The sequence below is a fragment of the Sulfitobacter brevis genome, assembly GCF_900112755.1.
Classification (GTDB): domain Bacteria; phylum Pseudomonadota; class Alphaproteobacteria; order Rhodobacterales; family Rhodobacteraceae; genus Sulfitobacter; species Sulfitobacter brevis.
Map to the genome: position 1 here is coordinate 1 of NZ_FOMW01000031.1, position 14887 is coordinate 14887.

General features: G+C 53.1%; 14 protein-coding genes. 4 read left to right on the plus strand and 10 right to left on the minus strand.

Annotated features, from left to right (window positions below):
- Positions 1 to 806, plus strand: an 806-nt coding sequence (locus tag BM174_RS19545; protein ID WP_177209550.1) for an FAD-dependent oxidoreductase, incomplete at its 5' end; no start/stop codon positions are given.
- A gap of 537 nt (positions 807 to 1343) precedes the next feature.
- Here the strand turns inward: BM174_RS19545 and BM174_RS19550 are convergent.
- Positions 1344 to 3671: a Mu transposase C-terminal domain-containing protein gene (locus BM174_RS19550; RefSeq protein WP_177209551.1), complete on the minus strand. Its 2328-nt coding sequence runs from the start codon at positions 3669 to 3671 to the stop codon at positions 1344 to 1346.
- A complete protein-coding gene (locus tag BM174_RS19555) occupies positions 3668 to 4339 on the minus strand; it encodes a hypothetical protein (RefSeq protein ID WP_093925512.1) in 672 nt (223 codons plus the stop codon). The genes BM174_RS19550 and BM174_RS19555 overlap by 4 nt, the downstream gene beginning before the upstream one ends.
- A 1449-nt stretch (positions 4340 to 5788) precedes the next feature.
- Here BM174_RS19555 and BM174_RS19560 point away from each other — a divergent pair.
- Positions 5789 to 6811, plus strand: a complete 1023-nt coding sequence (locus BM174_RS19560; RefSeq protein WP_093925513.1) for an IS1595 family transposase — start codon at positions 5789 to 5791, stop codon at positions 6809 to 6811.
- A 114-nt stretch (positions 6812 to 6925) separates the two neighbouring features.
- Here BM174_RS19560 and BM174_RS19565 read toward each other — a convergent pair whose 3' ends face one another.
- The 5 genes from BM174_RS19565 to BM174_RS19585 form a co-directional block, all read right to left on the minus strand.
- Entirely contained in the window at positions 6926 to 7237 is a 312-nt protein-coding gene (locus BM174_RS19565; RefSeq protein WP_093925514.1) for a DUF6958 family protein, read from the minus strand.
- On the minus strand, positions 7230 to 7766 hold the full coding sequence (locus tag BM174_RS19570) for a GFA family protein (protein WP_093925515.1): 537 nt from the start codon (positions 7764 to 7766) through the stop codon (positions 7230 to 7232). The genes BM174_RS19565 and BM174_RS19570 overlap by 8 nt, the downstream gene beginning before the upstream one ends.
- On the minus strand, positions 7759 to 8241 hold the full coding sequence (locus tag BM174_RS19575) for a VOC family protein (protein WP_093925516.1): 483 nt from the start codon (positions 8239 to 8241) through the stop codon (positions 7759 to 7761). The genes BM174_RS19570 and BM174_RS19575 overlap by 8 nt, the downstream gene beginning before the upstream one ends.
- A 68-nt stretch (positions 8242 to 8309) precedes the next feature.
- The gene (locus BM174_RS19580) at positions 8310 to 8732 is read right to left on the minus strand and encodes an SRPBCC family protein (RefSeq protein ID WP_093925517.1); all 423 of its coding nucleotides are present in this window, start codon (positions 8730 to 8732) and stop codon (positions 8310 to 8312) included.
- A complete protein-coding gene (locus BM174_RS19585) occupies positions 8729 to 9457 on the minus strand; it encodes a TetR/AcrR family transcriptional regulator (RefSeq protein WP_245766460.1) in 729 nt (242 codons plus the stop codon). The genes BM174_RS19580 and BM174_RS19585 overlap by 4 nt, the downstream gene beginning before the upstream one ends.
- 237 nt (positions 9458 to 9694) lie before the next feature.
- On the opposite strand from BM174_RS19585, the gene BM174_RS19590 reads away from it, so the two are divergent.
- Both BM174_RS19590 and BM174_RS19595 read left to right on the plus strand, forming a co-directional pair.
- Complete coding sequence (locus BM174_RS19590; protein ID WP_218152954.1) at positions 9695 to 12784, plus strand: TrlF family AAA-like ATPase; 3090 nt, start codon at positions 9695 to 9697, stop codon at positions 12782 to 12784.
- A gap of 390 nt (positions 12785 to 13174) precedes the next feature.
- A complete protein-coding gene (locus tag BM174_RS19595; protein ID WP_093925519.1) occupies positions 13175 to 13444 on the plus strand; it encodes a hypothetical protein in 270 nt (89 codons plus the stop codon).
- Positions 13445 to 13705: 261 nt separating this feature from the next.
- Here the strand turns inward: BM174_RS19595 and BM174_RS19600 are convergent, their stop codons facing one another.
- The 3 genes from BM174_RS19600 to BM174_RS19610 all read right to left on the minus strand — a co-directional run.
- On the minus strand, positions 13706 to 14146 hold the full coding sequence (locus BM174_RS19600) for a hypothetical protein (RefSeq protein ID WP_093925520.1): 441 nt from the start codon (positions 14144 to 14146) through the stop codon (positions 13706 to 13708).
- A 97-nt stretch (positions 14147 to 14243) separates the two neighbouring features.
- A complete protein-coding gene (locus BM174_RS19605) occupies positions 14244 to 14525 on the minus strand; it encodes a hypothetical protein (RefSeq protein ID WP_143092502.1) in 282 nt (93 codons plus the stop codon).
- Positions 14526 to 14584: 59 nt separating this feature from the next.
- Positions 14585 to 14887, minus strand: a 303-nt coding sequence (locus BM174_RS19610) for an integrase core domain-containing protein (RefSeq protein WP_143092503.1), incomplete at its 5' end; no start/stop codon positions are given.

Below are 14887 nucleotides of genomic sequence, written 5' to 3' on the forward strand. Positions count from 1 at the left end.
TCGCGCGCTCGCATCTGTTGCCGGGTGCCGAACCGGAAGTGTCTGAGGCTTTGGCAGATGCGTTCATGGCCGAGGGGATCACGCTGCTGACCGGCCTGAGCTACGATAGTGTGCGCCGTGATGCGGCGGGCGTAACCTTGCGCGTCATGCAGAGCGGGGAGCCTGTCGAGGTCACCGCGGATCATCTTGTCTCCACCGCTGGCAGACGCGCCAATATCGAAGGAATGGGCTTGGATGAAATCGGCGTAGAAACCGACGTGCGCGGGTCCATCATGATTGGCGACGACATGCAGACGTCGGTGCCCGGCATCTATGCGGCGGGCGACGTGACCGACCGCGATCAGTTCGTCTATATGGCAGCCTACGGGGCAAAGCTGGCCGTGAAAAACGCCGTTCTGGGCGAGGATCAACGCTACGATAACGCCGCCATGCCCTGGGTCGTGTTCTCCGATCCGCAGGTTGCCGGTGTCGGGCTGAGCGAACAACAGGCTCGCGACGCGGGGTTTGACGTGAAGACCTCTGTCGTGCCGCTCGATCAGGTGCCGCGCGCACTTGCCGCCCGTGACACACGTGGCTTGATTAAACTGGTGGCGGATAGGGCTACAGATAAGCTGCTGGGCGGCCAGATCATCGCGCCCGAAGGGTCCGACACGATTCAGACACTGGTTATGGCATTGAAGTTCGGCATGACGACCAAAGACCTCGGCGCAACGATTTTTCCGTACCTGACGACAGTCGAGGGACTAAAGCTCGCGGCCCAGACCTTCGATATGGATGTCGCAAAACTCAGCTGTTGCGCAGGGTAATGGAGAAAATTATGACCAGTGAACCTCATTCGATGAGCTTGGATAGGTCAGTTGTGACCGATCCTGATGTTACACACGCCCTGCCACAGTTGCAGACCGACAGCTCCAAGACTAACGCGACACCGCAGCCCATTAGTTTTTTCAATGTTTCCCCTCATTGCAGGCGAAACCTCAGTAAGAATAGATACCGCTCAAGGTCAACGCGCTCTGCAGTCGTCAACTGATGGCCCAATTCGTCGCGCAGCCAGATAATTGTCGCAGGATGGTAGTCATCACGAGGGGGCTTCGTATGTATTTGCGTGCCGGTGATGCGATTTAACGGTCCTCTTTTCATCATCACTAAAGTCTATCTGCTTAAGAAAGACTATTGAATATCGAAGGTGCTTTCCGGGCTAAAAACTCAGCCATTGTTCACGATCGCAGACAAGGTCCACTGGCGTTTATCCAAACTCAAATGTGAAAAGCCCCCACTGCAAGTGACAGTGAGGGCTTCAGCTGAGCTATAAAGCTGCCGCTGTGCGAGAGGGCGACTGGCTATCAGTCCTCGTGTTTGGGCGGCAAACCAAACTTCGGCGCGGCGGCGCGACGTTTGTGCAGTGTATCGGCGGGACTGGTTGCCTTTGCGCGTTTCTCGACATCTGGCGAAGGTTTGACCGAGCCAGCTTTTGCTGGTGCTTTAGAGCCCGAAGGTGCGATATCAGGATCCGGTGCACGCGGCGTGATAGCACGGCCCAAACCGTTGCCATCGGCTTTCAGGCGTGGCGTGTCATCCATCCGGAAGGACGAAAAGAGGTCCGCTTGGATCTTGCTGAACTGCTCATCGCTGATCGTCGTGTCGATAATGCCAAATGCCATAGAGCGATCCTTAACCAGATCCTCAATCTGATCAATTGCATTGAATACAATCTCTTGGTTCCAAATTTTGCGCGACGCTGACTTTGCGCGAAGCGCCCGGCGAACTTTCATCCAGTCGTGGAAATGCATCCCAACGAAGCGATCATGAACGGACGGTACAACCTGCCATGCACCCTCCAGATAAACGCTGACAGCGCCAAGGTTCTCAGGATCCCAGCGAACGTCGACCCTCTTCGACCCCAACCCCATAAAATACATCCCGAGCTCCGGGCTATGGTACCGGACCCCCATAACCACGATGCCTTGTTGGGAGACAGTACACTCAATGCGCTTGCCAAATGCCAGACGCTTGGTGGCGACATCCGGCAGCCCGCTCAGGGGGTAATTTCCGTCTTCCATATCGGCATCCCATTGCTCCAAGGGAGTACGGCCGCCGAGGCTGCTGTGCGGCGAGTTGTGATAAATATCGACCACCCAACGCACGAGGATAAACGCGACATCCTCAGCATCCAGACAAGCCCGAAGCTCAGATTTGTAGTCGCCTCGCTCAATCGAATTGGAAAAGGTGCGGCCCACAAGACGCGGCATTAGGTCTGTGCTCAAAGTTCCGAAAATCCGCTCTCCTATGCCACGCATTCCGGGAACCCCCGCGTGGGTACGCAGTGTTGGTATACGCATGTCGAGACAACAGTGGGTGAAAGCACCTGACTTGAACGCGGGCCCATTGTCCGTGACCATCAGTTCGGGCTTAACGGCCATCGACCACGGCGTGAGTGCGCCCGACGCATCCGCCCATGCCCCTTTATCGCTTACGACCATGCGCAGACATTCCTGAGCCGCACTGGCACAAGGGTTCCGGGTCAGCTTCATGCCAAGAATGACCTTCGTCCGGCAATCTATCGCGAGAACAAGCCACCAACGTGCCGTGTCACCGTTCAGACCGATAAGGTCGAGAAGCTCATCGCCAAAGAATTCCCTGAGATTAGCGGAATGGATGATCGACTGTAAGTCAATGCACCACTCATCCATTTCAACGCGTTCTCCGGGACGCGAAACCTCCAAACCCTTTCCAACTGGGCGCAGCTTCTTAATCGCATACTCACGGCCGTGCCGAGCAATCATAATGCGCAAAGGCTCAATTTTTTTGATTGCGCCGCGAACAGCTCCACGTCCGGGAACGCGAAGAGGCAATTCACCTTCTTCTACAAGGCGTTTGTTTTCGTGACGAAAGGCCCGCTGGACGTCAACAACGGTTGCCTTTAGTGTTTTACGTTCCAGCGTCATATAACTTGTGCGGATCGTTTTCATAAGCAGCGATTGCTCTGCAGGGCGAATTCCGCTGTGCCGGTTTCCAGACTTGGACAGCGTGTCAGCCACTGCAGAAAGACCATACTTCTGGTAATTTTTGTAGAGTTTGCGAAGGTAATCCCCAGAGTAGAGCGCGATGCCGTCCTTGCTGCCGCCCCCACGCTTTTTGCGTACCGACTTAGCTACCGCTTCTGGCAACTGCTGGTGTTCCAAAGCGTGATCCAACAGATCACGCTCAGTCGCTTCTTTTTTCAAGTACGCGACCGCACGGGTTTCGATCTCCTTGAGGGATGCGTTAATGTCTTTTTTACAAGGAAGAATAAGACCCTCAGACACCATATCTTCAATCGCCATAATCTGGGCGTAGCGGCCATAAAATCGCGTCTTCTGCTTCACGTTCAGATCCGACACCTGAAACGAGACACCTTTTGCCAACGGTGCGGGCTTCAAATCATCGGGCAAGTAAAAACCCACCTCGTGCTTGATTTCTCCAGCTGCGCTGAGGCGCGAGAGCATCCCCATCGTAAATTGCTCAGTCATTCCCTGCCCGTTTGAAGGCTGCAAAAAGATCGTGTCGCCTGACTGTCCTGCCCAGTCGAAATGTTTGTTCTGGATGGTCAGACGGTCTGTCTGCTCGATCCGGAAACCGGACTTGATTGGATTAAGTTTTGTGAAGGCGTTGGTTTTGACAATAGCGTTCATGACTGAAGGCCTTTCCATTGGATGAGAGTTTGGGGGGTTGTGCGCTCATGGCGCAGGGGTTGAAGCTCGCGCTTCGAAATGAGCTGCAGGATCGCGCGGTATCCACGCTCCCGAAGCCCTACCTCATCAGTGAGGGCTTTGATGCTGATGGCACCGCGGAGGCGGCAAGCAACGGTGCGTACAGCGCTCTCAGCGTCCGGGTCGCGTTCATTGACCGAGGCGTTTATATTCGCGTTGTGCAGGGCAACTTGGTCGATATCCGCCTCGGTTAGCAGTCGCACAGATGAGGCAAACTTCTTCTCCTGAACCCACCAGGCGACAACTTCCATATTCTCCAGGAAATCTTTCGAGTGCAGCAGCGAGGTCGGTTTGACAGTGCATGCGACCTGTTCGCCACTCGCTTTTGTGACCAGCATATCGAAGACATGCCATTTCTCATTGCGCCAACCGAACTTGAAGTAAGCTTGTTCGACAACATCCGCGACATCGGGCTGCGCAAACTGAAGGGACTGATGGTCCATTTCAAGCTTGCTCTCGCCTTGCATACGGGTACCAGCCCCTTCCCCACGTACCGCATGGATGGTGCAATGCCATTTAGAGACGCTTTGAATTTTGCGGTCTGCCCGCGATGGTGCAGGCAATACGGTGCCCTCCGAAAAAATCGGCATATTCTGTCCTTTTCACATAAGGATACCGCTCGCCGGAAAGCCTTCCGACGCTGCCCGCAGGCTGCGATATTGATTTTTGATTTTGTGGGTAGAACCGCTTGTCGTCAGACGGTTCCGTTTGCAGCTGTTACGTGCTGCAGGGTGCTTGCGACGTTACTGTTGGATCTTAATCATCGTTTTCATCTCCTCGGTGGCCGGGTGCTTCCCATCGCCCGTCGGGATCCGACGCAGTCAATGTTAAGGTTGGCCAGTTGCCTGTTTCACGAAGTAAATTCTGCGTCCTACCGGGTATCTTCCGATGTTCAGCCCTCGCTTGAGATCCAGAAACTACCCATTAAAATGGACCCGGCAACCACCGTTTTTTGGCCAAAGAAAGAATAATTTATTTCCTTCCGTCTGCTGCAAAACGATCCGATAGGGCATTGAAGGCGAGCCTAACATACTGATATAAATTAATAATCTATGGAATCTTTCCACCAACACATCTCGAATCCCTTCAAGATTAAATTTTGGGCGGGTCAAAATCTCCCACACTGAGATTTGAGAGCGTGCATTTGCGCAACACACAACACTGAGAAATTGACTATGCGAAAGCCCCAGGTGTCACGGCACGCTCGCGTATTGATTCGTAACAGGTCGAATCAGCAATCCCGTGGAAGGATGAGCGCCATGTACGACCTCCAGAGCTCAAGCTTTCTTAGAAGCGGGAATTGATAGAACTGGTGAGGCCAAAAACAGCGATACGTCTTTGCGCCCGTGAGCAAGCAGCTGGTCATTCCCCTTATCGGAATTCCGCAAAGGTACGGGGTTAGCTTCGCCTTCTCAGTTCAAACCCAAGGCAAAATGTGTGGGTTTCGAGAAACCCATTTCCGTGCCGAACTGAACGTATTCATCTTTTGATCAAGATAGACGTGCAGCACTTGGCAGTCGTCTCGGGAAAACCTTGCTTACGGAAAGGAGGCACTTGGTTTTGTCGGCCTATATAGGTCGATCGAACGCAAGAAATTCGATGGTCATCGCTAAAAAGCAGCGCGCTGCGAGATTTGATCAGTCTCACACGCGATGATCCTCAGGTAGAGAACGCCTGAAATCGAGCTTCCGAGATACACTGTACCCGCTCATGTCCGTCTCAGGTCGCTGACCATGGCAGCTTCCGACACTCATACCACCATAAAGGAGTACATTTATAAGTCGCTTTATCCTGTCATGTTATGCAGATGTCGGGCCCCTGAGATTCTCGGGGTGCCTGGCAGCAGCGTAGAACCTATAAACGTGTTCTGCCTTACGCATTCGCCTCCGCTGCAATTGAGCAGGGGGCATGAAGTCGTGTGGTTAAACCGCGCGCATCACTTCGATAGCCATCTGCGAAAAAACGACAGCAGCGATCCGAAACGTCGCGATTGGAGCGCCAAAACCGCGGTGTCGGCTCCCAGTCATTGGAGTGCCGACATGATCACGGAACTGAAATCCGTCAGGGATATCTGGAAGAAGATGCCGAGCGAACATCACGGGCGCGTCTTCCTCGAAGATATGATCTGGCCCACCGGCTGGTATTGTCCACACTGCGGCAGTGTGCGGTCTGTGGCGCTTCTCTGTCAATCTGCGCGTGCCGGACTGTATCAATGTTTCGAGCACGAATGTCGTCGTCAATTCACCGTCACCACAAGAACGCCAATGCACTCGACCAAACTGGATCTTCGAGTGTGGATTGCCGCGATTTTTCTCGTGCTGACATCAAGCAAGGGGATCTCCTCGGTCGCCATGTCACGAATCCTGGGCGTGAATCAGAAAACTGCTTGGAAACTCGGTTATGCAATCCGTGAACTGATGGATGACAGAGAGAGGATCGCCAGTCCGTGGAGTGGAACAGTTGAGGTCGATGAAGCCTTTGTCGGTGGGGCCCCCAAGTTCAAGAAAGGGGTCAAAAACAAGAGGGGGCGTGGCACCAAGAAACCTATCGTGCTTGTTGCCGCTGACCGTAACGGTCAAGCCAAGGCGACCTTGGTTCCGAATGTCCAAGACGCAACGCTTGGCCCGATCATGACAGAATGGATGGACCCACAGTCTATTCTGATGACTGATGGCAATAGGGCTTATCGCAAAATTGGCAAAACATTTGCTGCACATCATAGGGTCAATCACGGTGCTCGACAGTATTCCCGCCCCAGCCTCGGGTCGCACATCAATACGGTGGAAGCCGTCAACTCTCAGGTCCAGCGCGCCCTTGTTGGGGTCTATCATCGCCTTGGACGAAAGCACCTTCAGCGATATCTCGACGAGATCCTCTGGCGCTGGAACCATCGTCAGCCAGTTGTGAAGGTCCGGCGGAAATCAACGAAATCAGGCACCAGGACCGTCACAGCCGCGACCTGGAAGCCGATACCTGTCGTCGAACAGATGCGCGGGCTTCTCTGCTGCGCGATTGGGCGGCAAATGCGCCGCACGCCTGAATGGGGATTGAGCTGGCCATGAAATAGGCTGATGCCTTAACGGCGCGAGCCCTAACTTACGAATGCTGCGGGTTGCTTAAATGTCAGCTATGGTGCCGCTGCCATCTCTATCGAACGGGTTTATCGGGCAATCGTCTTATGTCGACTTCCCTGTCTTGAAGAGCAGGACCGGTCCTTTGCCGCTGCGCTCGATCACGCCTTTGGCTTCGAGGTCGAGCTGCACTGCCTTCAGCCACCATCCGGCCTTCTCACTGCCCGGAAACAATTCCTGTGACAGGTTCGGCAACGGCGCGGCCTTGGCCTCGGCGACGGTCATACCTGCGGCCTCGGACGGCAGAACCGGAAGCAAGGCATCGCGCATGGCCATGAACTTCGCCTTGTCCACTCGTTGGACGTGATGCGGTGACGTGATGCTCTCAATCTCAATTTTCTCGTCGGCGTCAGACATTGATCTCTCCCGTGTTTGGCGTCTTTGGGTTGCGGAAACCCATGGCGATCCAGGCCCCGAAGAGCTTGGCGACGAAGCCAAGGCTATGCTTTTTTGCGTTGGGAATGTCGTCTTGCAGCGTGGCACCCTCCGGGAGGTCGGAGGCCATGGTGCGCATCGTGGGCTCAGGGTTTGTGCCAGACGGCCACAGTCCAATGTAGAGGCTCAGCCAGTGTCCGCCTTTGAACTCCAGATAAACGGGCGTGTTGCAGCATGTAGCGATCACCCGCGTGCTGGGGGCCTCGGGCGACAGGCGGAACCCGGCCAGGTTGGCGCCCCCGGCAAGAAAGCGCACGCGATCCTTGCGATACATAACGAAGGGCGTCGTGCCGTGATCGGTCAACGTCCGGGGTGCTCCCTCAAGACCCTGCATCCTCTCCGCCGCCTCGCGGCAGGAGTTGCAGCAGCATTCGACGCTTGCAATAGGCCTCCCCTCGACTTCAAGGTGGGTCTGGCCACAGGCACACCCGATCTGTGTTGCCTCACCCATGCGTTGGCTCCTTCGCGGCAGCCGCTTCGAGGGCGGCAATGTCGATCTTCTCCATCTGCATCATCGCCTCACTCACGCGGCTCACCACGCCCGGATCTTCGCTGGCCAGCAGGTCCGGCATTCGCTTCGGCACGATCTGCCAAGACACGCCGAAGCGGTCCACGATCCAACCACACCGTCCTGCCTCACCGCCTTTCGCGGTCAGCGCGGCCCAGAGCCGGTCCGTCTCATCCTGATCCTCGGTCAGCACAGAGATCGATGCGGCGGGCGTCAGCTTGTGATGCGGCCCAGCGGTCAAGATCATCATGGGCGCACCTGCCAGCGTGAACTCGACAACCATCGGGTCGTCCGGTTGGCCGTTTTCGCGAACGGCCTCAATCCTGCTGTCTGGCATCAACGTTACGTATTCCTGCGCGGCATCATGTCCGCCTTTCTCAAACCAGAAGCAGGTCCGCACTTTCGAGGCATGTTCCATCCAAAAATTCCTCCATTGTTTTCGTGGTTGGGGGGCTCAGCTTTCAAGCCGGGCGGCCCCATCAATATTCAGCCACGCTTGCTTTCGACGTAGGTATTGAAATTGTTTAAGATCGCCTGCCACCCGTCGCGCTGCATCTCGATCGGGTTCTGCGCCTCGGCGTCGAAGGTGGTCGCGACCTGGGTCTTTCCGCTGCTTCCGGTAAATGTCGTGCGGGCCTTCCGGCCGTCGTCAAGAACCAGCATGAGTGACTTGTGCGGCTTGATCTCCTCGTAAGTGCCCTCGAAGTCGAAACCCATGCTTCCGTCCTTCGCCTCCATACGGGCGATCTGCTTGCCGCCGGGGCGCAGATCCACTTCGGCGCGCGGGCAGCACCAGTCATCGTTTGCGAAATTCCACTGCATTATGTCGTCCGGGGTGGTGTAGGCGCTCCACACCTCTTCAACGGAGGCGGCAACTGTCGTTTCCACGGTGATTTGCTGGTTGGTCATTTTGATTTCTCCTTGTAGCTGGTTTCAGATGTATTTTGTTCCACCCCGAACAGGCCGCGCACATACCGGATGAGGTGATCAACGCTTTCACGGGCGAGGTCCGGGTCTCCGGTGGCCTTGGCGAGGATGAACCCACCCTGAAGGACCGCCTGAGTGTGGCGGGCAAGGCTCTCGGCAGTCCAGTCAGCGGCGATGTTACGTTGCTTGCGCGCCGCTTCGATGTCGGCCTCCAGCGTGGCGGCATGGCCGAAGATGCTGGCGGCGCAGGCATCCCGGATCGCGGGCGCGCTATCATGCACCTCCTGCGTCATGGTGCCGACGAGGCAGGTGTATTCAAACGTCTCGCCGCCGATGATCCCTTTACGGAAATCGAGATAGGCCAGAACCCGGTCCAGCGGATCGTCTGGCTCATGGTAAGGGGCGCTGGCAAAAAGTGCGCTGGTTGTCTCGGCCCAGAAATTTGCTGCCGCCACGCCAAGCGCGTCCTTCGTCTTGAAGTGATGGAAGAACGCACCCTTCGTGACACCGGCCGACTGGCAGAGATCATCGACCGAGGTTGCGGCGAACCCCTTGCGGCGGATCACGTCGCGCGCGGCTTCCAGAAGGCGTGTGCGCGCATCGCCGCGCTCGGGGGATTTTTTGGTTGGTCTTGGTATGTTCGATGCATACCATACGGTTGGTATGTAGTCAATAATCTCAAGAATGGCTTGCTGCGGCGACGCCAAATGTCGTCGCCTGCGCACTTGAAACATGATATTAGGTTTCGGCCCTTAGCTGCCGCTCAATACGCGTTGAAAATGCCGCATCGCAGCTTTCCAAAGCTGACGTTCGCAGACGAAGCGACCCGTTTGCTTCAGGTTCTGTCAATGCGGCGCTCTGGAGTGTGAGGACTTTGAGGTTTCCCCTCTTGATTGCATCAAGTAGCCTCGAAAAAATTTCGAAATAACACAGATATATAGGCAGTGAATAAATTGAAAGCAGACAAGTATCCCAGGGGCTCAGAATGGCGTGTTTGGGACCTCCATATTCACACTCCAGCCTCGTTTCACTGGAACGGGCAGCGTTTCGGAAATAACAAAACCCAAAACATTCCTTTAGTGGACCAAATGATTGAGGCCTTAAATGCTGCAGAGCCAGCTGCGTTCGCAATTATGGATTATTGGACCTTTGAAGGGTGGTTCATGCTTCAAGATAGGCTCAAAGATGCAGATGCGCCGGAGCTCACAAAGACTGTTTTTCCCGGTATCGAACTCAGGATTTGCACCCCGACTGAAGTAAGGCTGAACGCTCACGTCATTTTTTCTGACAGAATTGATCACCAGCTGCTAAAAGACTTCAAATCGAACTTGAAATTGGAACTTACCGGTCGGTCCTTGTCAGATAGCGCATTGGCGCACTTTGCTATGCAAACTGGTGATGACAAGCTTCGAAAACATGGATTCTCAAAGAGCCAACTGGAAGATAATCGAGATGAGGCTCTTGTTGCCGGTAGCATGATCGCCGAAGTTACTCGTGAATCCTATCAGAAGGCCATTGCAGACATGCCGGACGGGATAGCTTTACCATTCATGCCGTTTTCTACCCACGATGGATTACAAAATGTTAACTGGAATGAGCACTATGCCTTTTCACGAAGTCTCTTTTCTATCCCTCCAATCTTCGAAGCGCGAAAGCACGACCAATGGGCGGCGTTTGCGGGCGTCAAGACAGAGGGAAACAAGAGCTGGTTCGATGCGTTCCAGTCAGCCCTGGATGGCAGGCCACGCCTGGCGGTATCTGGCAGTGACGCTCATCAGTTCTGCGGGAAAAACGGTTCAAATGATAAGAGAGGCTATGGCGACTTCCCTTCTGGAAAGAAGACCTGGATCAAAGCCAACCCGACCTGGGAAGGATTGAATCAAGCCATCAAAGAACCGGCCAATCGCTCGTTCATCGGGTCGAAGCCAGCAAAGCTCGAAAGGATTGAGGCAAGCAAAACGTTCTACATAGATGGTTTGACAATCTCACGAGAAAACGCACCTGCTTCGATACCAAAATGGCTTGATGAGTGTAAGATTGAATTCAATCCTGATCTGGTCGCTATCATCGGAAACAAGGGGAGCGGCAAAAGCGCGTTGGCTGACATTGTCGCGTTGCTCGGCCATTCTCAGCAAAATGATCATTTTTCGTTTCTAACTCGTGACCGGTTTAGAGGAAAGACAGGCGAACCCGCGCGATTCTTCAGGGGGAAGCTCAAATGGTTGGCCGGTGCCGACGGAAACCTTCTTTTGGCTGATGACGCTGAGCCAGAGCAAGTAGAACTTGTTCGCTACATCCCTCAAGGTAGGTTTGAGGTGCTATGCAACGACCATGTATCCGGCCGATCAAATGAGTTTGAGCGCGAGTTGCGATCTGTTATTTTTGCTCATGTGCCAATATCTGAGCGTGCAGGGTCGACAAATTTTCAAGAACTCGTCGAAAGACTGGAGGATAATTTTCGTGGGGATCTTGCAGAAAATCGCAAGGAGATGTCCGCATTAAACGAAGACATATCTGCAGTTGAAAGTCAGCTTCATCCGACCAGAATCAAGAACGTTGATGAGCAGCTTAAGTTAATTGGCCAACAACGCGACGAGCATTTTAGGTCAAAACCTGAGGAAGTTGTCGAACCGACAGATGACCTGACGCCGGAACAGACCAAGGCCAAAGATGTAATATCACTAATCGATGACTGGCTTATCCTTGCTTTTAATCGCGAGGCCAGTTTACGCAAAACCGAACGAAAGTTAAACGACAAGATCCAATCTATAGCTGCGCTTAGGGCAAAGATTAAAAGAGTGAATCAGGCGTATCAAAATTTTGTAGAAAGCGGACAACAAGATGCGAACCGTGTTCGCCTCGATGCTGCTAAACTAATTTCGCTAACCACCAGCGTGCATCTCTTGGACAAACGCGAAGCAAAGTATCGTCAACTTCTTGGCAAAGTAGTTGCGGCGCAAGAGGAGCGAACCCTACGTGCCAATGAACTATCGTCACTCCGTGGGGACAAAGCAAACGAACTTGCAGAACCACAGCAGAGATATCAAACCTATTTAGCCAAGCTAAAGCGATGGAACGACGCTCTGCGAGAGATTGATGGCACAGCAGACGAGCCAGAAACTCGCAACGGAATTCTCGCTCGACTTGACTATTTGAAGAACCTCCCAATCAAACTTGGTAAACTAAAGCTACGTCGTAGGCTCCTCACTCAAAAGATTTTTTGCGCCATTGAAGAACAAAGAAAAAATCGCGAAACCCTTTTTGGACCGCTGCAATCGGTCATTAAAAATGATGTTCTCATTCCGGAAGACTACCAGCTTAGTTTTCAATCGAATTTGGATGCTAAGGTAGACGGGTTCTCATCACAGCTTTTCGACTTGGTAAAGCAAAGCAGCGGCAAACTTCGAGGGGAAGATAAGAGCCTTGAAGCCGTCCGAGATATTTTCGAGGCTCATAGCTTGGAAACTGAAAATGACGCTGTGGAGTTAGCCGAGGAATTGTTCGCTCTCCTTGATGAGGCTGCGCGTAACATCAATCCAAACTCAAAAGGGCTTGAGGAAATTTTACGAAAGGACCGGACCGCTTCAGCTGTTTATGACCACATCTACGGCCTGGCACTTGTCGAGCCAAAATACACACTTCTTTTTCAAGAAACACAAATTGAACAGCTATCTCCTGGACAACGTGGTGCACTACTGCTGATATTTTACTTGCTGGTCGACAAAGGCAGAAACCCGATCGTTTTGGACCAGCCCGAAGAAAACCTTGATAACCAAACAATTGTCAGCCTTCTGGTGCCGGTCATACAAGAGGCCAAGAAGACGCGGCAAATCTTTATGGTCACACATAACCCAAACCTTGCGGTTGTCTGTGATGCGGAACAAATCATTGTAGCAACGTTTCAAAGGAAAGGTGGTCCAGAGATTTCGTACTGTTCGGGGGCGGTTGAGAGCAGCCAGATTAACGAGTGTGTCGTCAACATACTTGAGGGGACAAAGCTTGCATTTCACAATAGAGGGGGAAAGTATCTCTAACTTGCACCTTATCACAATTTAGCAAGTCACAGTTCTCTTAATGTCCGAGCCAGAAATAACAGGTGAGCTCTCAAGACTTTTGGGGCGAGTGGCTGCTTTCGTGCAAATTTGATATCCACCTTGAAATCGCAGCGAATGTCGGCTCTCCGCCCTTCATGAATATCATCGAATTCAAAAAATGTGCTTAGCTTAGACTCTTCATAAGATAGCGAGGGGCTCCTAATCTAAATGTGATAATACTTCAGAATGTTTGTCATTAGACGCCACACAAAGCCGTGGAATGATCGTCTATGCAACTTTTTTAGAAAATGCCAAAAATGTACTCGCTGAATTTTTTTGTTTTGAGAACGGTACCACATAGTATTTGAACAAACAAAACTGGAGAGAACTATGACGCTTGACCAACAACCGAACCTTTCCGATCTTTCGCAAGAACTGGAAGACTGGAGCGCAGGGGGGCCGAAGCCAGCTTTATTGAACAATTGGATTTTTTCGGAGGACGACCTGGAAGGTTTGAGAGATGCCTGTGATGAAGGACGCATCGCGGATTTTTTCGCATTTTCACTGCTCCACCATGACAGTGAGGATGCCGTAATATCAATTGTGACAGCTGCAAGACAGCGCCCCCTCGAGAGTGTCCTATCTTCTGTGTATAGGTAATTTGGCCCATGCTTCACCAAAAAAAGGAGCATGACGACGGTGACTAATTCTAAGAAACTACTGAACAACTTGAGGATCTACTGGGCGTCAAGAGCCTGTTGAAGGAACCTAAGGTACGGTTGGTCACACTGAACACAGCACTCGCTTACATTTTGTACACATGGTGTTTCGGGCTGCACGGAACCACGACAGGTCCACTATGCCTTGCAGAACGCCAAACACCCCGGGCAGTCGTGCTGCCAGGGGTGTTTCATCTTTTTCTTAGCTACTCATAATATCCAACAAACAGCGATGCGCAGCAACGTGGTCCAGCACACCGTTACGACTGTCGAGAAAATCCTGAAACAGGTACTGCAGCTCGATTAGCTCCTTTCCACGCTCAGAATATACCGGTGTTTCGCGAAATTCGCCGTGAGGGCCGAAATCATCATATCCCGTTTCCTGGAACTGCTCTTCGCTGCCAAGGTATTCGGATGCGATATTGCGTTCCAAAATATCCAGAACCGCGACGAAACCACCTTCGTCAGCCTCCTTAAAGGGCTGACGCTCCTTCAGACGTGCAAAGCAGCGTGATACGAAGGCCACGTCCTTTGCGTTGTCGCCGAGATGTAGTGCTTTGGCCCGATCGGCGACTTGCCGGCCCAGACCTACGGCCTCAGTTGCCAGATCATCCATGTTCGGCTTGTTGTAAAGTAAGTTCATTGTCGGGGTACCCCCTTCGTTGATTGTCATTTGCTGAAACGACCGGGATGGTCGCCTCTTCAAGACAGCCGGCCTTGAAAGGCCGACTTGAGGGGGGTCACGCGACTTCCGGAATCTTTTGTGATGCTTCGCATAGGATGTCGCTGACAGGTTCATTTTCAGCGATCAGCCGCAAAAGCGCATCCAGCTTCTCGGAGAGAAGACAGCATTCGCCTACGAACGCGGAGGCAGGATTGATCTGAGCAAAGAGCCCACTCTCAATCCGATCCGGATCGCTGACATGCTCCAGCGTCAGCAGCCGATGGAAGTCTACAAGCTGGCTGCTTTGCGCCCTTGTCAGTCGACGTGTGTGACACATGGCCTCACAAAGCAGGAACACGCGGGCACTGGCGGCCGAGCGGTAATCCCCCCATTTTTAATGGGGTTCAGCCGTAGAATTCAGGCGGCTGTTTTCAGTTTCATTGCGGGCGTGATGCCGCCGATGCCCATGTTGGGTCGTTCATTGTTGTAAGTCCAGAGCCATACCGTGGCCTGATCCTGTGCCTCCTCGATGGTTTCAAAGATGTACTGGCTGAGCCATTCGCCGCGAACCGTGCGGTTGTAGCGTTCGATATAGGCGTTCTGTTGGGGTTTTCCGGGTTGGATGTATTCCAGCCTAACGCCTTGTTTTTCGGCCCATTCCATGAGCTTTCCACTGACATATTCGGGCCCATTATCGATACGAATAGCCTTGGGCTTTCC

What these genes read in the sequence shown, in the direction of transcription:
- BM174_RS19550 (WP_177209551.1), bottom strand. Translation starts at nt 3,671, where the DNA reads ATGAACGCTATTGTCAAAACCAACGCCTTCACAAAACTTAATCCAATC.
- BM174_RS19555 (WP_093925512.1), bottom strand. Translation starts at nt 4,339, where the DNA reads ATGCCGATTTTTTCGGAGGGCACCGTATTGCCTGCACCATCGCGGGCA.
- BM174_RS19560 (WP_093925513.1), top strand. Translation starts at nt 5,789, where the DNA reads ATGATCACGGAACTGAAATCCGTCAGGGATATCTGGAAGAAGATGCCG.
- BM174_RS19565 (WP_093925514.1), bottom strand. Translation starts at nt 7,237, where the DNA reads ATGTCTGACGCCGACGAGAAAATTGAGATTGAGAGCATCACGTCACCG.
- BM174_RS19570 (WP_093925515.1), bottom strand. Translation starts at nt 7,766, where the DNA reads ATGGGTGAGGCAACACAGATCGGGTGTGCCTGTGGCCAGACCCACCTT.
- BM174_RS19575 (WP_093925516.1), bottom strand. Translation starts at nt 8,241, where the DNA reads ATGGAACATGCCTCGAAAGTGCGGACCTGCTTCTGGTTTGAGAAAGGC.
- BM174_RS19580 (WP_093925517.1), bottom strand. Translation starts at nt 8,732, where the DNA reads ATGACCAACCAGCAAATCACCGTGGAAACGACAGTTGCCGCCTCCGTT.
- BM174_RS19595 (WP_093925519.1), top strand. Translation starts at nt 13,175, where the DNA reads ATGACGCTTGACCAACAACCGAACCTTTCCGATCTTTCGCAAGAACTG.
- BM174_RS19600 (WP_093925520.1), bottom strand. Translation starts at nt 14,146, where the DNA reads ATGAACTTACTTTACAACAAGCCGAACATGGATGATCTGGCAACTGAG.